Here is an 18468-nt window from a genome sequence, read left to right as displayed (position 1 = left end):
GTCTGGTGCCATGAGCGCACAGCCCACCGAGCAGGTACCCGTCGCCCCCGAGCGCGAGGTCCTCACCTGGACCCAGCTCCCGGTCGCGATCCGCGAGCTGGCCGAGAGCGTCGTCGCCAGCGGGTTCCTGCCCGACGTCGTCGTCGCGGTCGCGCGCGGCGGCCTCGTGCCCGGCGGCGCGATGGCGTACGCCCTGGGCACCAAGGGGGTCGGCACGCTGAACGTCGAGTTCTACACCGACATCGGCAAGACCCTCGACGACCCGCGCGTGCTGCCCCCGCTCATGGACACCTCCGAGCTGCCGGGCTCCAAGGTGCTGGTGGTGGACGACGTCGCCGACTCCGGGCGCACGCTCGCGCTCGTCATGGACATGCTCGCGAAGCTGGGCGCCGATGCCCGCTCCGTCGTGCTCTACACCAAGCCGCGCACCATCATCCGGCCCGACTACTCCTGGCGGGACACCGACCTGTGGATCACCTTCCCCTGGGCCGCCGACCCGCCCGTGACAGGCGCCCCGTCCGCCGACGTCTGATCCTGCCGAGGTAGTGCCAAAATCGCCGAGGTAGTTCGAAAAGCGCCGAGGTAGTCTCGTTCTGCGCGAGGTAGTGAACTACCTCGCTGAACTCGGGACTACCTCGGCGCTTTTCGAACTACCTCGGCGATTTTGGCACTACCTCGGCGCTGGGGTCAGAAGTCCCAGTCGTCGTCCTGCGTCGCCACTGCCTTGCCGATGACGTACGAGGAACCCGAGCCGGAGAAGAAGTCGTGGTTCTCGTCCGCGTTGGGGCTCAGGGCCGCGAGGATCGACGGGTTGACGGCCGTGTCCTCCTTGGGGAACAGCGCCTCGTAGCCCAGGTTCATGAGGGCCTTGTTGGCGTTGTACCGCAGGAACGCCTTGACGTCCTCCGAGAGCCCCAGCTCGCCGTACAGGGCGTCGGTGTACTCGACCTCGTTCTCGTACAGCTCGAAGAGGAGTTCGAACGTGTAGGCCTTGAGCTCGTCCTGCTCGGCCCGGCTGACGAGGGCGAGGCCCTTCTGGTACTTGTAGCCGATGTAGTACCCGTGCACGGCCTCGTCGCGGATGATGAGGCGGATGAGGTCGGCCGTGTTGGTGAGCTTGGCGCGGCTCGACCAGTACATCGGCGCGTAGAAGCCGGAGTAGAACAGGAACGACTCGAGCATGGTCGAGGCGACCTTGCGCTTGAGCGGGTCGTCACCCCGGTAGTACTTGAGCACGATCTCGGCCTTGCGCTGCAGGTTCGCGTTCTCCTCCGACCACGCGAAGGCGTCGTCGATCTCCCGCGTCGAGATCAGCGTGGAGAAGATCGACGAGTAGCTCTTGGCGTGCACCGACTCCATGAACGCGATGTTCGTGTACACCGCCTCCTCGTGCGGCGTCAGCGCGTCCGGGATGAGCGACACGGCGCCGACGGTGCCCTGGATGGTGTCCAGCAGCGTGAGGCCGGTGAACACACGGGTCGTCATCAGCCGTTCGGCCTCGCTCAGCGTGTGCCACGACTGGATGTCGTTGGACACCGGCACTTTCTCGGGCAGCCAGAAGTTCCCGACCAGACGGTCCCAGACCTCGACGTCCTTCTCGTCCTGCACGCGGTTCCAGTTGATCGCGGTCACGCGATCGATGAGCTTGAGCTTCCCCGTGGGCGCCATCGTCTTCTCTTCCCCGAATTCCAGATAGTTGCTCAAAGCATGCAGCTGACGCAGTTCTCCACCTCAGTGCCCTCGAGGGCCATCTGGCGGAGGCGGATGTAATAGAGGGTCTTGATGCCCTTGCGCCAGGCGTAGATCTGCGCCTTGTTGACGTCGCGGGTGGTCACGGTGTCGGGGAAGAACAGCGTCAGCGACAACCCCTGGTCCACGTGCTGCGTGGCCACGGCATAGGTGTCGATGATCTTCTCGTAGCCGATCTCGTACGCGTCCTGGTAGTAGTCCAGGTTGTCGTTCGTCATGTACGGCGCCGGGTAGTAGACGCGACCGAGCTTGCCTTCCTTGCGGATCTCGATCTTCGCGGCCACCGGGTGGATCGACGACGTCGAGTTGTTGATGTAGCTGATCGACCCGGTGGGCGGCACGGCCTGGAGGTTCTGGTTGTAGATGCCGTGCTCGACGACGGACGCCTTGAGCGCGCGCCAGTCGTCCTGCGTCGGGATGGCGACCCCGGAGTCGGCGAAGAGCTGCGCGACGCGCCCCGTGGCGGGCCTCCACTCGCCGTCCGTGTACTTGTCGAAGTACTCGCCGGTGGCGTACTTCGAGTCCTCGAACCCGCCGAACGCCTTGCCGCGCTCGATCGCCAGCCGGTTGGAGGCGGCGATCGCGTGGTAGGCGACCGTGTAGAAGTAGAGGTTCGTGAAGTCGATGCCCTCGGCGGAGCCGTAGTAGATCCGCTCGCGCGCGAGGTACCCGTGCAGGTTCATCTGCCCGAGCCCGATCGCGTGCCCCAGGTCGTTGGCCCGCCGGATGGACGGCACCGACTCGATGTTCGTCTGGTCCGAGACGGCCGTGAGCGCGCGGATCGCCGTGTCGATCGTCTTGGCGAAGTCGGGCGAGTCCATCGTCTTGGCGATGTTGAGCGACCCGAGGTTGCAGGAGATGTCCCGGCCGACCTCGTCGTAGGAGAGGTCCTCGTGGAAGGTCGACGGTGTCGAGACCTGCAGGATCTCCGAGCACAGGTTGGAGTGCGTGATCCGGCCCTTGATCGGGTTGGCCCGGTTCACCGTGTCCTCGAACATCACGTACGGGTAGCCCGACTCGAACTGCAGCTCGGCGATCGTCTGGAAGAAGTCGCGGGCCTTGATCGTGGTCTTGGTGATCCGGTCGTCGGCCACGAGCTCGTCGTACTTCTCCGAGATGGAGATGTCGGCGAACGGCTTGCCGTACACGCGCTCGACGTCATACGGGCTGAACAGGTGCATGTCCGCGTCCGTCTTTGCGAGCTCGAACGTGATGTCCGGGATCACGACGCCCAGCGAGAGGGTCTTGATGCGGACCTTCTCGTCCGCGTTCTCCCGCTTGGTGTCGAGGAACCGCATGATGTCCGGGTGGTGCGCGTGCAGGTACACGGCGCCGGCGCCCTGGCGCGCCCCGAGCTGGTTGGCGTAGGAGAACGAGTCCTCGAGCAGCTTCATCACGGGGATGACGCCCGACGACTGGTTCTGGATGTGCTTGATCGGCGCGCCGTGCTCGCGGATGTTGCTCAGCAGCAGCGCCACGCCTCCGCCGCGCTTGGACAGCTGCAGCGCCGAGTTGATACCGCGCGCGATGGACTCCATGTTGTCCTCGATGCGCAGCAGGAAGCAGGACACGGGCTCGCCGCGCTGCGCCTTGCCGACGTTGAGGAACGTCGGGGTCGCCGGCTGGAACCGGCCGGAGACGACCTCCTCGACGACGTCGCGGGCGACCTGCTCGTCGCCGTCGGCCAGGCCGAGCGCGACCATCGAGACGCGGTCCTCGAAGCGCTCCAGGTACTTCTTCCCGTCGAACGTCTTCAGCGTGTACGACGTGTAGTACTTGAACGCCCCGAGGAACGACTCGAACTGGAAGTCCTTCGAGTAGGCGAGCTGGAACAGCTCCTTGACGAACGCGCGCGAGTACTTCCCCAGCACCGCCGGGTCGTAGTACTTGTTCTCGACCAGGTGGTCGAGCTTCGCGTCGAGCGTGTCGAACTGGATGGTGTTCGGCACCACGTGCTGCTCGAAGTAGGCCGTGGTGGCCTCCCGGTCCTTGCCGAACTGGATCTTGCCGTCCGGCCCGTACAGGTTCAACATCGCGTTGAGCGCGTGGAAGTCCAGCTGCACGCCCTGCAGCGGCACCGTCGTGGCCCCCGCGACCTCCGGGGTCGTCGTCGAGCTCACGCCGAGATCAGTGACTGTCGTTGCCAAAATCGTCCCAATCCGTCACGGACGCGGTCAGCGTCCTCAGCCGTCCCCAGCAGTTCGAAGGCGTACAGGTAGGGCACCTGGCACTTCGCGGAGATGATGTCGCCGGCGATGCAGTACGCAGCGCCGAAATTGGTGTTTCCCGCGGCGATCACGCCGCGGACGAGCGACCGGTTGTGCGGGTCGTTCAGGAACTCGCGCACCCGGCGCGGCACCGCACCGCCCTCGTTGCCCCCGCCGTAGGTGGGAACCATGAGCACGTACGGCTCGGTCACCGTGAGGAATCCGTCCGTCTTCCGCACCGGGGTGCGGTGCACGGACATGCCGAGGTCCTCGAGGCCGAGCCGCCGGACGAAGCGGTGGGTGTTCTCCGACACGCTGGAGAAGTAGACGAGAGAACTCATGTCGCCCTCCCCCGGATGCTGCTGCCAGATCGGCGCCGCCGTGCTGCGCCGTCGGATACGCACGGCGCCCCGGGTCGTGTTCGAAGCTCGGGGCGCCGGCCGTGTGAGGTGCGGGACCGCGTGGTCCCGCGTGTGTTGAACCGTGTTGAACCGTGTTGAAACCAGGCGTCAGGCTGAGACGGCCTGCTGCGCCGCGACGGCGCTGATCTGGTCGGGGCGGAAGCCCGACCAGTGGTTGTCGCCGGCGACGACGACCGGGGCCTGCAGGTAGCCGAGCCCGCGCACCATCTCGAGGGCCTCGGCGTCCTGGGTGATGTCGACCACCGAGTACTCGACGCCCTTCCGGTCGAGGGCGCGGTAGGTCGCGTCGCACTGCACGCAGGCCGGCTTGCTGTAGACCGTGATGCTCATGTGTCTTCTCCCTCTCTGCGCTCCCCGTGGGGGGCTTGGTGCGACCCGCCCTGCAGCCCTTCCGGACCGGTCTCCCGCCGGCCCTCAAGGGCCCGGACCTGGGGTGACGTCCGTGGAACTACGCCGGTGTGCTTTGTTCGAAGGGCTGCGCGCCCTGCATGCTTTAAACACTACACCTAGTGGTCCGGGCGCGCGCGGAGCCGACATGTTGTGGTTGACACCCGTGTCATTCGCCACCTGCTCCCCGCCCCGACCCTTCACAACCAGCCTCGCACGAGGGTCCGACACGGCCGTCCACAGGCGCCCCCGGTGTCCGTCCCCACCCCGTATCGCGTCCATCCGCGCCCTCGTGCGGATGACGGCCGGCTGTCCACAGCCGGTGGGTGAGCGGCGTCCACAGCGTGTGGGCGACGGGGGTCGACGGACTCCGGGCTCGGCACGCCCCTCGGCACCCCGCCGAGGGCCGGGCTCACCGGGCAGACCGGACATTCCCGGCCGCACGATCGGACCGAAACTCGTCGAGAACGTCGGCGTGTCGCGTCCGGTGGTGTGTCGCACAGCCCGTGTCGCACAGCCAGGGCGGCTCACCGCGCGGGCGGTGCCTGCCAGCCGGCGGGGTCGACCCCGCCGGGCACGGCCGTCGCGGGGTCGTAGGGCGCCCGGGTGAGGTGGAAGGTGCCGACGTCGAGGTACTCCGCCGCCGTGCCCGGGTCGACCGGGCGCAGGTGCTCGCCCAGCCAGTAGCCGCCCTCCACCCCCGCCCACCGGCCGTCCGCGGACCGGGCGAACGCCGTGCCGCGCCCGCCGCCGTCGGAGGCGCGCAGCTCAAGGAGCCCGTCCGGGCGCAGCGTCACCGTGTGCGGCATCGGGCCCCAGTACCAGGTGCCTGTGAGTGCGAGCACGGCGGGGTCCGTCGGGGCGCCCGCGGGGTCGGGGGTCCCGGCGGGGTCGTCGAGCAGGTCGAGCAGGAAGGCGGCGTCCCCGAACCCGGCGGTCGAGCTGCCGCACACGGCGACCGTGTCCCCCGTCGCGGGGTCGGCGCGCAGCGTCGCCGTGAAGCCGGGCACCGACCCGCCGTGCCCCACGGTGCGGCGGCCGCCGCAGCTGCCACCCGTGGCCGGGTGGTGCACCGAGACGCCCAGCCCCCACGCCGCCCCGAACGGGGCGCCTGGCTCGTCCACGACCGCGCGCGGCGCCGTCATCCGCCGCCGCCACGCCAGGGGCAGCACGTCGTCCTCCCCCGCGCCGGCGCCGACCAGCCAGGAGCCGAACCGCACCAGGTCCGTCGGCGTCGACCACAACTCGCCCGCCGGCCCCATCGCGCCGTAGGCGGCCACGGGCTCGACCAGCACGGCGTCCGCGTGCGGGTGCACGGCGTAGCCGGTGGCCGCGGGCCCGGCCGGCACGCGGCCGGTGCGAGTCATGCCGAGCGGCTCCCACATCTCGGCGCGCAGGACGTCGTCCCACGGCAGGCCGTGGGCCTCTTCCAGCAGCCGGCCGAGCACGGCGTACCCGACGTTGGAGTAGTGGTGCCGCTCCCCCGGCTCCCACAGCGGCTCGACGCCCGGGGTCACCAGTTCGGCCCAGGAACCCGCGCCGTGCCGCTCCCACCACGGCCCCGGGGCCTCGGCCGGCAGCCCCGCCGTGTGGGTGAGCAGCTGCGCCACGGAGGCGTCCGGGGCGGGGGCGTCCGGCAGGTGACGCCCCACCGGGTCGTTGAGGCCCAGCCTGCCGGCCGCGGCCAGCCGCAGCACCGCGACCGCCGTCATCGGCTTGGTGATCGACCCGATGCGGAACGACGTGCCCGCGTCGGCGGGTGCCCACCCGGCGACGCCGGTCCAGGCGACGTCGCCGGCCCGCCCCACCGCCGCGGACAACGCCGGGACCCGAGCCTCGCGGGCCCGCCGACGCAGGGCGTCGCCGAACCGGGCGTCGCCGAACCGGGCGTCGCCGAACCGGGCGTCGTCGAACCGGGCGTCACCGTCGGGCGTGGTCGAGGCGGGCGGAGGCACGGTCATGCCCGCACGCTAATGCCGAACAGGTGGTTGACACCGCTATCGCGGCGATCTGACCGCGATAGGGGTGTCAACCGCCTGTTCGGCAGCTCGGCGTGACGCGGGTCAGGGCGCGACGGCGTCGACGGGCGGCAGGGCGCCCGTGGCGGCGAGGCGGCGGTACCAGTGCGCCGAGTCCTTCCAGGTGCGCTCGCCCGTCGGGTAGTCGACGTGCAGGATGCCGAAGCGTTTGGAGTACCCGTAACCCCACTCGAAGTTGTCCATCAGCGACCAGGCGAAGTACCCGCGCACGTCCGCGCCGGCGTCGAGGGCCGCGCCGACGGCGTCGACGTGGTCGTGCAGGTACGCCACGCGGCGGTCGTCGTGCACGCGGCGCTCACCGCCCGAGGCCACCAGCTTGTCGTCGAAGGCCGCGCCGTTCTCGGTGACGGCCAGCGGCACGCCCGGGTACCGGCGGTGCAGGTCGAGCAGCAGCTCCGTGAGCCCGGTCGGGTCGATGTTCCAGCCCATCGCGGTGGTGGGTCCAGGTTGCGGGACGAACTCGACGTCGGTGACCCCTATCCACGGGCTGTGGCTCGAGGCGCCGTGCCCGTCGTTCTCCGCCCGCTCGCCGTCGCCCGCGAAGTGCCGCACGGTGACGGTCGAGTAGTAGTTGACGCCGAGCACGTCCAGCGGCCGGCGGATCGCCTCGAGGTCGCCGTCGCGCACGAACGACCAGTCGGAGACCTCCGCGGTGTCCGCGAGCAGGTCGGCCGGGTAGGCGCCGTCGAGGATCGGGCCCAGGAAGGCGCGGTTGGCGAGCGCGTCGATCTTCCGCACGGCGTCGGCGTCGGCGGGCGCGGCCGGGTCGGCGGGCCGGATGACGTGCAGGTTGAGCGTGATCGACGTCTGCGCGCCCGGCAGCACCGACCGGATCGCCTGCACGGCCAGTCCGTGGGCGAGATTGAGGTGGTGCACCGCCGCGAGCGCCGCGGCCGGCTCGGTGCGGCCGGGGGCGTGCACGCCCGAGCCGTAGCCCAGGTAGGCGGAGCACCAGGGCTCGTTGAGGGTGGTCCACGCCTCGACCCGGTCGCCGAGCTCGACGGCCATGAGGCGCGCGTACTCGGCGAAGGCCTCGGCGGTCTCGCGGTTCGCCCAGCCGCCGGCGTCCTCCAGATCCTGCGGGAGGTCCCAGTGGTAGAGGGTGACGAAGGGCCGGATGCCGCGCTCGCGCAACGTGTCGAGCAGTCGCCGGTAGAAGTCCACGCCCTCGGCGTTGACCGGGCCGCGGCCGCCCGGCTGCACGCGCGACCACGAGATCGACAGGCGATAGGCGCCGACGCCGAGCCGCGCGAGGTGGTCCACGTCCTCGGGCCAGCGGTGGTAGTGGTCGCACGCGACGTCCCCGGTGTCGCCGTCGAACGTGCGCCCGGGAGTGTGGGAGTAGGTGTCCCAGATCGACGGGCCACGGCCGCCCTCGGCGGCGGCGCCCTCGATCTGGTAGGCCGCCGTCGCGGTCCCCCACAGGAAGTCGACGGGGAACGTGCGGGGGGCGGTCGCCCCGTCGGCGGGCCCGGCGGCGGTGGTCGTGGTGGTCATGGGTGCGTTCCTCGGTGCTCGGAGTCGCGGGAATCGTGGACTGCTGATGGGTGGAAGCGCTCCCACCCTGGCGGGCAGTGTAGTCCGGCAGGTGGAAGAGCCGCAGCGTGACGCCGTCCGCCCACGCCTAGCCGGGGCGGTCGGTGCGGCACCGACACGGACACCGGGCTCGTCGTCGGGGCCGGCGGGGTCGCCGTCGTCCGGGAGGGCTCGTCGACCGGCTGGACCGTCGAGCCCGTGTGACCGTGCTCGCTCAGCCGGCGCCGACCTCGACACCGCCGACCTCGACACCTTCAGCCTCGACGCCCCCGCGCAGCACGTGCAGCACGCGCAGGTCGCCGTCGGTGACGACGACGTCGGCGCGGCGCCCGATGACCAGGCCGCCGACGTCCGCGAGCCCCAGCACGCGGGCCGGCACCCAGGACGCGGACCGCACCGCGTCGACCAGGGGGACGCCCGCCGCGGCCGTGGCGCGCACGACGTCGATCAGGTGGGCGGTGCCCCCGGCGATCGTGCCGCCCTCGGGGTCGTCCGGGTCGGTCAGCCGCGCCACGCCACCGCGCACCGTCACCGCCATCGGCCCGAGCTCGTAAGAGCCGTCGGCCATGCCCGCGGCGGCCATCGCGTCTGTCACCAGGGCGACGTGGTCGGCCCCGACCATCTCGACCACGGTGCGGACGGTCGCGGGCGCCAGGTGCACGCCGTCCGCCACGAGCTCGACCACGAGCTCCCCGCGAGCGGCGGCCGCGAGGCAGGCCGCGATCGGGCCGGGCGCCCGGTGGTGCAGCGGGCGCATGCCGTTGAAGAGGTGGGTGGCCGTCATCTCGCGCGCCGGCCCACCCTCCTCCGCCTGCGCGCGCAGGCCGGCGACGACCTGCACGACGAGCGCCTCGGACTGCTCCGTCGTCGCATCGGTGTGGCCGAGGGAGGGGATCACGCCGGCCGCGACCAGCTCGCGCGCCACGCCGTCCGGCCCGAGCACGCCCTCGACCTCGGGGGCGACGGTCATCGTGCGTAGGTGCCCGCGGGCGGCCTCGGCCAGGTCGCGGACCAGGGCGGGGTCACCCGGCAGCAGGTCGTCCGGGCTCTGCGCCCCGCGGCGCGCGTGGGAGAGGAAGGGGCCCTCGGCGTGGATGCCTGCGATCTCGCCGGCCTCCGCGAGGCCCGCAAGCATCGCGACCCGCGCCAGGAGCGTCTCGCGGTCGGCGGTGACGAGCGACGCGAGCATCGTGGTGGTGCCGTGGCGGCGGTGTTCGAGCACCGCGACCATCGCCTCGTCGGGGCTCGCGGCGTCGGGGAAGCCGACCCCGCCGCCGCCGTGATCGTGCAGGTCCACGAGCCCCGGGAGCAGCGTCGTGCCCGGGGCGGGCACCGCCGCCCGCGCGACGGCCGCGGCGACGGACGGGTCCGCGTACTCGGCCGCGACGACCGGCCCGACCCAGCGGATCACCCCGTCCGCGACCACCACGGCGCCGTCGTCGATCACGTCCTGGGGCGTCACGACGTACCCGCGCCATGCGACGGGCTCGCCGGACGTCGCGGGGGCCGGGAGGGAGGCATCACTCATGCGCCACATCCTGCCGCACCCTCACAGGAGCGCGAAATGTCTCGACGGACCGCTCGACGGACCGCGCAACAGCACGCTCAGAAGAGCCGGGAGCCCACGTCGTCCACGCCGCGCATGGCGTCGTAGTCGAGCAGCAGGCACTCGATCCCCCGGTCGGTGGCCAGCACCCTCGCCTGCGGCTTGACCTCCTGGGCGGCGAAGACGCCGCGCACCGGCGCCAGCAGGGGGTCGCGGTTGAGGAGGTCGAGGTAGCGCGTGAGCTGCTCGACGCCGTCGATGTCGCCCCGGCGCTTGATCTCGACGGCCACCGCACCGCCCTGGCCGTCGCGGGCCAGGATGTCGACCGGGCCGATCGCGGTCATGTACTCGCGGCGGACGAGCGAGTGCCCTGCGCCGAGCCGCTCGATCTGGGCGGCGAGCAGCTCCTGCAGGTGCGCCTCGACCCCGTCCTTGATCAGGCCGGGGTCGACGCCGAGGTGGTGCGCCGAGTCGTGCTCCACCTCGTGCAGCTCGATCTCCAGGCGGTCGTCCGACTTCTGGTGCTGCACGGTCCACACCGCGGTGACCCCGCGCCCGCGGGCCTCTTCGTCGGGGTCGGCCGTCGCCGTCGAGCAGGGCGGGCTCATCCAGTTGAGCGGCTTGTACGAGCCGCCGTCGGAGTGCAGCAGCACGCTGCCGTCCGCCTTGATGACGATCAGCCGCGTGGCCAGCGGCAGGTGCGCGGTGAGCCGGCCGGTGTACCGGGCCGAGCAGCGTGCGACGACGAGACGCACGGTCCCCCTCTTCGTTCGTGGCGTTCGTTCGTGGCGATCGTTCGTGGCGATCGTTCGTGGCGATCGTTCGTGGCGATCGTTCGTGGCGATCGTTCGTACGATCCCGGCGATCGGCGGCCGGCTCAGAGAACCAGGTCGCGGCGTCCCGGGGGCGCGGACTCGAGCCACGACGCGAGACCCTCGTACGCGCCCGAGGACATCAGCAGCTCGAAGTCGGTGCCGTCGTAGCGGCAGCGCACCAGCACCTGGTCGGGCTGGCCGGCCTGGTCGAGCGGGGCGCGCCCCGTGATCGACAGCCGGTCACGCTGCCAGACCCGTGCGGGGCGAGGGGCCAGGGACCAGCCGCGCCACCAGTCGATGCGGCCCACGGCGTAGTGGGCGATCCCCACCACCCAGCCGGCCTGCGGGTCGTCCGCGTGCCGGGCGTGGCAGGGGAAGGACCCGACCCGCCGGGACAGGGTCCGCAGGCGGGAGGCACCGGCGGCGAGCACCAGTCCGAGCGCGACGACGATCCCGACCGCGACCCAGACGACGTACGCCACCGGCACCTGACTCAGCGCAGCGCCGGCTCGCGGCCGGACAGCTCCGAGACCTCGTCCACGACGATCGTGACGAGATCGCCGTCGACCGAGACGAACCCGCCGGTGACGTGCGCCTCGACCGCGGTGCCCTGCGACGTCGCGACCCGGATCGTGCCGGGCCGCAGCACCGCGAGGAGCGGCGAGTGGCCGGCGAGGATGCCGACCTGACCGTCGACGGACGGGGCGCTGACCTCACGCGCCGCGCCCGACCAGACCTTGCGGTCGGCCGCGACGAGGTCCACGTTCAGCTCTGCCATCTCACAATCCTCTTTCCCGTCGTGCTGGGGTTCGTGCGGCGGTCACGTCGTCCCGCCGGGCGGGCGGGCCTCCCGGCGGGACGACGTGGCGGTGACGGAGCCGTCAGGCCCCGTACTCCTTCTGGATACGGGCCCAGTTCTCCTCGAGCATCTCGAGGCCGCCGATGTTGTAGAACGCCTGCTCGGCGATGTGGTCGAACTCGCCCGCAGCGATCTTCTTGAACGCCTCGATGGTCTCGCTCAGCGCCACCGTGGAACCCTCCACGCCGGTGAACTTCTTCGCCATGTAGGTGTTCTGCGAGAGGAACTGCTGGATGCGGCGCGCACGCGCCACGACCGTCTTGTCCTCCTCGGAGAGCTCGTCGACACCGAGGATCGCGATGATGTCCTGGAGCTCCTTGTTGCGCTGCAGGATCGACTTCACCTGCGTGGCCACGTCGTAGTGCTCCTGACCCACGTAGCGCGGGTCGAGGATGCGGGACGTCGAGGTCAGCGGGTCGATCGCCGGGTACAGACCCTTCGACGCGATCTCGCGGGAGAGCTCCGTCGTCGCGTCCAGGTGGGCGAACGTGGTCGCCGGCGCCGGGTCGGTGTAGTCGTCCGCCGGCACATAGATCGCCTGCAGCGAGGTGATCGAGTGGCCGCGCGTCGAGGTGATGCGCTCCTGCAGCACGCCCATCTCGTCGGCGAGGTTCGGCTGGTAGCCCACCGCGGACGGCATGCGGCCGAGCAGCGTGGAGACCTCGGAGCCGGCCTGCGTGAAGCGGAAGATGTTGTCGATGAACAGCAGTACGTCCTGCTTGGCGACGTCGCGGAAGTACTCCGCCATCGTCAGCGCCGACAGGGCGACGCGCAGACGCGTGCCCGGCGGCTCGTCCATCTGGCCGAAGACCAGCGCGGTCTTGTCGAAGACGCCGGCCTCCTCCATCTCCGCGATGAGGTCGTTGCCCTCACGGGTGCGCTCCCCGACGCCCGCGAACACGGACACACCGCCGTGGTCCTGGGCGACGCGCTGGATCATCTCCTGGATGAGGACCGTCTTGCCGACGCCCGCACCGCCGAAGAGGCCGATCTTGCCACCCTGCACGTACGGGGTGAGCAGGTCGATCGACTTGATGCCCGTCTCGAACATCGTGGTCTTCGACTCGAGCTGGTCGAAGGCCGGGGGCCTGCGGTGGATCGGCCAGCGCTCGGTGATCTCGATCTTCTCGCCCGGCTCCGCGTTCAGCACGTCGCCGGTCACGTTGAACACGCGGCCCTTGGTGACGTCGCCGACGGGGACGCTGATCGGCGCGCCGGTGTCGGTGACGACGGCGCCGCGCACGAGGCCGTCGGTCGGCTTGAGCGCGATCGCGCGGACCAGGGAGTCGCCGAGGTGCTGGGCGACCTCGAGCATGAGGGTGAAAGAGTTCTCGCCCTCGCCCTGGGTCGACAGGTCGATGCCGACGGTCAGGGCGTTGTAGATGTCGGGAATCGCGTCCTCGGGGAACTCGATGTCGACGACGGGGCCGATCACACGCGCGACACGGCCAGTCCCCGGCTCGGTCGGGGCCGCGCCGTGTGCTGCTTCCACGGTGGTGGCGGTCATTGCTTGCCTCGCTTCGAAAGGAACGTTTCGGATGTCAGTACGGGCGGTCGCGCCGTCAGGACCATGTTCGGGGTGGTCATGATGCTGCGAGGGCGTCGGCACCCGAGACGATCTCGCTGATCTCCTGGGTGATGTCCGCCTGGCGCGCCTGGTTCGCCAGGCGCGTGTAGTTGCGGATCAGGTCCTCGGCGTTGTCCGTCGCCGTGTGCATCGCCCGCTGGCGCGCGGCCAGCTCGGACGCCGCCGCGTCCAGCATGAAGCTGAAGATGCGGCTGCGCACGTAGCGCGGCAGGAGCGCGTCGAGCACGCTCTCCGGCGACGGTTCGAAGTCGTACAGCGGGAACGCGTCGTTCTCGCCGGGGACGGCCACGCCCTCGACGACCTCGAGCGGGAGCATCCGCACCACGCGCGGCCGCTGCGTGACCATGTTGACGAACTGCGTGTAGACCACGTGCAGCTCGCTGACCCCGCCCTCGGCCGCCGGGGCGAGGAACGCGCCCAGCAGCGTGTCCGCGACCTCGCCCGCGACGTCGGAGTTCGGGCTGTCCGAGCCGTACGACCACTGGCCCTCGAGCTGACGCCCCCGGTAGTGGTAGTACGAGACGGCGCGGCGACCGGTCGCGTAGAGCACGACCTCCTTGCCCGCGCCCTGGAGCTGCTGCACGAGCCGCTCAGCCTCACGGAGGATCGACGCCGAGTAGGCGCCGGCCATCCCGCGGTCGGATGCGATCACGAGGACCGCGACGCGGTTCGTGTCGCCGCGCTCGCTCGTGAGCGGGTGCTTGGTCGACGTGTGCGTGGCCACCGCGGACACCGCGCGGGTGATGGCCCGCTCGTACGGAGCCGCCGAAGCCGTACGCGCCCGCGCCTTGCCGATGCGGGAGGCCGCGATCAGCTCCTGCGCGCGGAACATCTTCTTCAGCGACTGCGTCGACTTGATCCGCTGCTTGTAGATGCGCTGGGATCCACCGGCCATGCTCAGGCCTTCTTCTTCACGACGAGCTGCTCCTGCTCGACGTCGGACGTATCGCCCTCGGCGTCGCCGCCGACGAGCGGGGTGCCGTCGGCCTTGAGGAAGCCGTTCCGGACGTCCTCGACGGCCTTGGTCAGCGCGTCCTCGGTGTCCTGCTCGAGCTTGCCGGTCGACGCGATGGCGCTGAGCACCTCGGTCTTGCGACGCAGGTGATCGAGCATCTCGGACTCGAAGCGCTTGACGTCCTCGACCGGGACGTCGTCGAGCTTGCCCTTGGTGCCGGCCCAAACGGACGCGACCTGCTCCTCGACCGGGTACGGCGTGTACTGCGGCTGCTTGAGCAGCTCCATGAGCACCGCGCCACGGGCGAGCTGGCCGCGCGACGCGGCGTCCAGGTCGGACGCGAACATCGCGAACGCCTCGAGCGACCGGTACTGCGCCAGCTCGAGCTTCAGCGTGCCGGAGACCTTCTTCATCGCCTTGATCTGCGCGTCACCGCCGACTCGGGAGACGGAGATGCCGACGTCGACCGCCGGGCGCTGGTCGGCGTTGAAGAGGTCCGACTGCAGGAAGATCTGGCCGTCGGTGATGGAGATGACGTTGGTCGGGATGTACGCCGACACGTCGTTCGCCTTGGTCTCGATGATCGGCAGGCCGGTCATCGAGCCCGCGCCGAGCTCGTCCGACAGCTTCGCGCAACGCTCCAGCAGACGGGAGTGCAGGTAGAACACGTCGCCGGGGTACGCCTCGCGGCCCGGCGGGCGCCGCAGCAGCAGCGACACGGCACGGTAGGCCTCGGCCTGCTTCGACAGGTCGTCGAAGACGATGAGCACGTGCTTGCCCTGGTACATCCAGTGCTGGCCGATGGCCGAGCCCGTGTACGGCGCGATGTACTTGAAGCCTGCCGGGTCGGACGCCGGGGCCGCGACGATCGTCGTGTACTCGAGCGCGCCGGCCTCCTCGAGGGCGCCGCGCACGGAGGCGATCGTGGAGCCCTTCTGACCAACGGCCACGTAGATGCAGCGCACCTGCTTGGCCGGGTCGCCCGACTCCCAGTTGGCCTTCTGGTTGATGATCGTGTCGATCGCGATCGCCGTCTTGCCGGTCTGCCGGTCGCCGATGATCAGCTGCCGCTGGCCGCGGCCGATCGGGATCATCGAGTCGATCGCCTTCATACCGGTCTGCAGCGGCTCGTGCACCGACTTGCGCTGCATGACGCCGGGCGCCTGGAGCTCGAGGGCGCGGCGGCCCTCGCTCTCGAGCTCGCCCAGGCCGTCGATCGGGTTGCCCAGCGGGTCGACGACGCGGCCGAGGTAGCCCTCGCCGACGGGGACGGACAGGACCTCGCCGGTACGGCGGACCTCCTGCCCCTCCTCGATGCTGGCGAACTCCCCGAGAACGACGACGCCGATCTCCCGGACGTCCAGGTTCAGCGCGAGGCCGAGCGTGCCGTCCTCGAAGCGCAGCAGCTCGTTCGCCATCGCGCCCGGAAGGCCTTCGACCTGCGCGATACCGTCGGCGGCGGCGGTGACGCGGCCGACCTCCTCGCTGACCGCGCCCTCGGGCTCGTACGACTTCACGAAGCTGTCCAGAGCGGCGCGGATCTCCTCCGGCCTGATCGTCAGCTCAGCCATTGCTCTCTCCTGTCGTGGCCGCGACTCGCGCGGCCTCACGTTCTGCGTAGCCGACCGAGGGCCGGCGCTGGGCCTGGAAGGGTTCAGCCGGCCAGCCGGCGACGGGCGTCGGCCAGGCGGGACAGCACGGTGGAGTCGACGACGTCAGCGCCGACCTGGATGCGCAGGCCACCGATCACGGCCGGGTCGACCGTCACGTTGAGCTGCACGGGGCGCCCGTAGGCGCGCTCGAGCAGGGTGGCGAGCCGCTCCTGCTGGGACTCGCTGAGCACGGCGCCGCTGGTGACCGTGGCCACGAGGCGACGGCGCCGCTCGGCGGCGACCTCGCCGTACCAGATCAGCGACGCCACGAAGCGGCGGCCGCGGAGGTTGGTCGTGGCCCGGCGTGCGAGCTCCTGCGTCACGGCGTCCACCTTGCCCTCGAGCAGGGTGTCGACGAGCTGCGCCCGACGTGCGGGGTCGGTCGCGGAGTCGGAGAGCACCCGGCGCGCCTCGCGCTGGCCGACGAGCGCACGGGTCAGCCGGAACAGCTCGTCCTCGACCGTCTCCAGGGCGCCCCGCGACTGGGCGGACGCCAGGACGGCGTCCAGGCCGAGGCGCTCCAGGGAGTCGACGAGGTCCGCGTCGCTGGCCCAGCGCGACCGCGCAAGGCCCGTGACGAGGTCCACGACCCGCTCGTCGAAGCCGTCGGCCAGCACGCGGGCGGCAAGATCCGCCCGGTCCTGGGGGCTCCGCGAGGGGTCGGCCATCGAGCGACGCAGCGGCCCGGACCCGTCCAGTGCCGCGACGACGGCGAACAGCTGCTCACCGAGCGCCTGCGCGTCGGGCCCGGCGGACTGCAGGACCGGCTCGAACCGCTCCTGCGCCGCCGCGAGGGATGCTCCACTGGTACCGCGCATCAGCCCTCCTTGCCGGCCGAGCTGCCGGCCGAGCTGGCGGCCGACGCCGGCTGCGACGCGTCGCCCGCGGCCTCGAGCTCGTCGAGGAAGCGGTCGACCACGCGCGACTGGCGCGCGGAGTCCTGCAGCGACTCGCCGACGATCTTCGACGCCAGCTCGGTGGCCAGCGTGCCGACCTCCGTGCGCAGCGAGACGGCGGCAGTCTGGCGCTCCGCCTCGATCTGGCGCTGCGCGGTCTCGGCGATCCGGGACGCCTCCTCCTGCGCCTTGCTGCGCAGCTCCGCGATGATGGCGGTGCCCTCGGCACGCGCCTCCTCGCGGGTCTTCGCGGCGTCGGCGCGGGCCTCGGCGAGCTGCTGGTGGTACTCCTTCAGCGCCTCCGCGGCCTCCTCCTGCGCCTGCTCGGCCTTGGCGATGCCGCCCTCGATCTTCGCGGTGCGCTCGTCCAGCACGGCCTGGAACTTCGGCAGCGCGTACTTGTAGAAGACGAGACCGATGATCACGACGATCACCAGCGACCAGATGATGTCCGGCCAGTGGGGGATCAGGAGGTTCGGCTCTGACGTCTCCGCCGCGAGCACGGTCACGCTGGGTGTGTTCAGGGGAGAAATCATGCTGCCGGGACGATGAAGCCGGCCACCAGGCCGAGGAGCGCGAGCACCTCGACGAAGGCGATGCCGATGAACATCGTGGTACGGAGCTGGCCGGACACCTCGGGCTGGCGGGCCATGCCCTCGATCGTCTTGCCGATGAGGATGCCGAGGCCGATGCCCGGGCCGACCGCCGCGAGACCGTAACCGACGGTGCCGATGTTTCCGGTGACCTCGGCGAGGGTGGTGACGTCCACTGGGTTTCCTTCCGTTGGGCGCCGGGCCTCGGTGGCCCGGCGTCGACGTTGTGGGTGCAGTTGTGAAGCTGGTCCGGCTCAGACCGGGTACCGCGAGACGGTCAGTGCTCCGCCTCGACGGACATGTTGAGGTAGACGGCGGTGAGGATCGCGAACACGTAGGCCTGCAGCGCCGCCACGAAGACCTCGAAGAGGAAGAACGCAAAGCCGGCCACGAAGGTGCCCGCGCCGAAGAGCTTCATCGCCCCGGCGGAGTCGAACAGGAAGAACGAGGTGGCCGTGAAGCAGATCGCGAGCATCAGGTGGCCCGCCACCATGTTGGCCAGCAGCCGGATGACGAGCGTCGCGGGCCGCAGGATGAAGACCTGCAGGAACTCGATCGGCACCAGCAGGATGTACAGCACCGGCGGCACGCCCGGCGGGAAGAGCGAGTTCTTGAGGAACCCGCCCACGCCGTGCGCCTTGACGCCCGCACCGAGGTACATCACGTACGACCACGCCGCGAGCACGATCGGCAGGCCGATGACGGACGTGCCCGCGATGTTGAGGAAGGGCACGACCGCGGCGATGTTCATCACCAACACAGTGCAGAAGATCGTCGCGAGCAGCTTGAAGTACTTGCGGCCGTTCTCCTGGCCGAGCACCTCGACCGCGATCGAGTTGCGGACGAAGTCGAGGATCATCTCGATCGCGTTCTGGAACCGCCCCGGCACCAGCTTCGCCCGCTTGGCCGCGATGACGAACACCGTGATCAGGACCGCGGCCATGATGACGCGCACCAGCATGATCCGGTTGAACTCGAAGGGCGTGCCCTCGAAGAAGATGGCCGGAGGGAAGAAGTCGGCGATCGTCGGCGCGTGGAACTCGCCGTCACCTTCAGCGGCGAGCAGCAGGGGGATCGCTGGCGTAGACAGGAGATTCTCCCGGAGGTCGTACGGGCCGGAGGCGCTCCACTCCTGGGAGGGCACGCCATCGGACCTGGCCGTCATGGATTCGCGCACAGCCTACCGGATCTTCACCCGTGCTCCGACATTCTGGAGCACGGAAG

General features: G+C 70.6%; 18 protein-coding genes. 1 reads left to right on the top strand and 17 read right to left on the bottom strand.

From position 1 onward, the window contains the following. Window positions 1–10: 10 nt before the first annotated feature. Window positions 11–532 (top strand): phosphoribosyltransferase, encoded by a 522-nt coding sequence (locus tag AC1C2W_RS03195; protein WP_495387822.1) that lies wholly within the window; start codon window positions 11–13, stop codon window positions 530–532. A gap of 155 nt (window positions 533–687) precedes the next feature. Here AC1C2W_RS03195 and nrdF read toward each other — a convergent pair whose 3' ends face one another. From nrdF to atpB, 17 genes are all read right to left on the bottom strand, one after another. After that, window positions 688–1668: a class 1b ribonucleoside-diphosphate reductase subunit beta gene (nrdF, locus tag AC1C2W_RS03190; RefSeq protein WP_495388427.1), complete on the bottom strand. Its 981-nt coding sequence runs from the start codon at window positions 1666–1668 to the stop codon at window positions 688–690. Window positions 1669–1700: 32 nt separating this feature from the next. Next, window positions 1701–3827 (bottom strand): class 1b ribonucleoside-diphosphate reductase subunit alpha, encoded by a 2127-nt coding sequence (nrdE, locus tag AC1C2W_RS03185; RefSeq protein ID WP_495412640.1) that lies wholly within the window; start codon window positions 3825–3827, stop codon window positions 1701–1703. A 38-nt stretch (window positions 3828–3865) separates the two neighbouring features. Further along, complete coding sequence (gene nrdI / locus AC1C2W_RS03180) at window positions 3866–4297, bottom strand: class Ib ribonucleoside-diphosphate reductase assembly flavoprotein NrdI (protein ID WP_495387823.1); 432 nt, start codon at window positions 4295–4297, stop codon at window positions 3866–3868. 168 nt (window positions 4298–4465) lie between these two features. Then, the gene (gene nrdH / locus AC1C2W_RS03175) at window positions 4466–4708 is read right to left on the bottom strand and encodes a glutaredoxin-like protein NrdH (RefSeq protein WP_495412356.1); all 243 of its coding nucleotides are present in this window, start codon (window positions 4706–4708) and stop codon (window positions 4466–4468) included. Window positions 4709–5292: 584 nt separating this feature from the next. Then, the gene (locus AC1C2W_RS03170) at window positions 5293–6726 is read right to left on the bottom strand and encodes a serine hydrolase (protein WP_495412355.1); all 1434 of its coding nucleotides are present in this window, start codon (window positions 6724–6726) and stop codon (window positions 5293–5295) included. A 102-nt stretch (window positions 6727–6828) separates the two neighbouring features. Beyond that, entirely contained in the window at window positions 6829–8301 is a 1473-nt protein-coding gene (locus AC1C2W_RS03165) for a GH1 family beta-glucosidase (protein ID WP_495412354.1), read from the bottom strand. A gap of 253 nt (window positions 8302–8554) precedes the next feature. Continuing rightward, complete coding sequence (locus AC1C2W_RS03160) at window positions 8555–9868, bottom strand: N-acetylglucosamine-6-phosphate deacetylase (RefSeq protein ID WP_495412353.1); 1314 nt, start codon at window positions 9866–9868, stop codon at window positions 8555–8557. 77 nt (window positions 9869–9945) lie between these two features. Next, window positions 9946–10641 (bottom strand): endonuclease NucS, encoded by a 696-nt coding sequence (gene nucS / locus AC1C2W_RS03155; RefSeq protein ID WP_495412352.1) that lies wholly within the window; start codon window positions 10639–10641, stop codon window positions 9946–9948. 122 nt (window positions 10642–10763) lie between these two features. Further along, window positions 10764–11189 carry a DUF2550 domain-containing protein gene (locus AC1C2W_RS03150; protein WP_495387829.1) on the bottom strand — a complete coding sequence of 142 codons (426 nt, stop codon included), beginning with the start codon at window positions 11187–11189 and terminating at the stop codon, window positions 10764–10766. A 5-nt stretch (window positions 11190–11194) separates the two neighbouring features. Next, on the bottom strand, window positions 11195–11479 hold the full coding sequence (locus AC1C2W_RS03145) for a F0F1 ATP synthase subunit epsilon (RefSeq protein WP_495387830.1): 285 nt from the start codon (window positions 11477–11479) through the stop codon (window positions 11195–11197). A gap of 103 nt (window positions 11480–11582) precedes the next feature. Beyond that, window positions 11583–13067, bottom strand: a complete 1485-nt coding sequence (atpD, locus tag AC1C2W_RS03140; protein WP_495387831.1) for a F0F1 ATP synthase subunit beta — start codon at window positions 13065–13067, stop codon at window positions 11583–11585. 76 nt (window positions 13068–13143) lie between these two features. Beyond that, window positions 13144–14043: a F0F1 ATP synthase subunit gamma gene (locus tag AC1C2W_RS03135; protein ID WP_495387832.1), complete on the bottom strand. Its 900-nt coding sequence runs from the start codon at window positions 14041–14043 to the stop codon at window positions 13144–13146. Between the two features lie 2 nt (window positions 14044–14045). After that, on the bottom strand, window positions 14046–15674 hold the full coding sequence (atpA, locus tag AC1C2W_RS03130; RefSeq protein ID WP_495387833.1) for a F0F1 ATP synthase subunit alpha: 1629 nt from the start codon (window positions 15672–15674) through the stop codon (window positions 14046–14048). An 83-nt stretch (window positions 15675–15757) separates the two neighbouring features. Continuing rightward, on the bottom strand, window positions 15758–16573 hold the full coding sequence (locus tag AC1C2W_RS03125; RefSeq protein WP_495412351.1) for a F0F1 ATP synthase subunit delta: 816 nt from the start codon (window positions 16571–16573) through the stop codon (window positions 15758–15760). Beyond that, a complete protein-coding gene (locus AC1C2W_RS03120; protein WP_495387835.1) occupies window positions 16573–17187 on the bottom strand; it encodes a F0F1 ATP synthase subunit B in 615 nt (204 codons plus the stop codon). Before AC1C2W_RS03120 ends, AC1C2W_RS03125 begins: the two co-directional genes overlap by 1 nt. After that, a complete protein-coding gene (locus AC1C2W_RS03115) occupies window positions 17184–17420 on the bottom strand; it encodes an ATP synthase F0 subunit C (protein WP_495387836.1) in 237 nt (78 codons plus the stop codon). The genes AC1C2W_RS03120 and AC1C2W_RS03115 overlap by 4 nt, the downstream gene beginning before the upstream one ends. A 101-nt stretch (window positions 17421–17521) precedes the next feature. Then, window positions 17522–18409, bottom strand: coding sequence for a F0F1 ATP synthase subunit A (gene atpB / locus AC1C2W_RS03110; protein ID WP_495387837.1), 888 nt, complete (start codon window positions 18407–18409; stop codon window positions 17522–17524). Window positions 18410–18468: the final 59 nt, after the last annotated feature.

This window comes from Isoptericola sp. Y581, from assembly GCF_059445475.1.
This window is presented reverse-complemented; position numbering and strand designations above follow the sequence as displayed.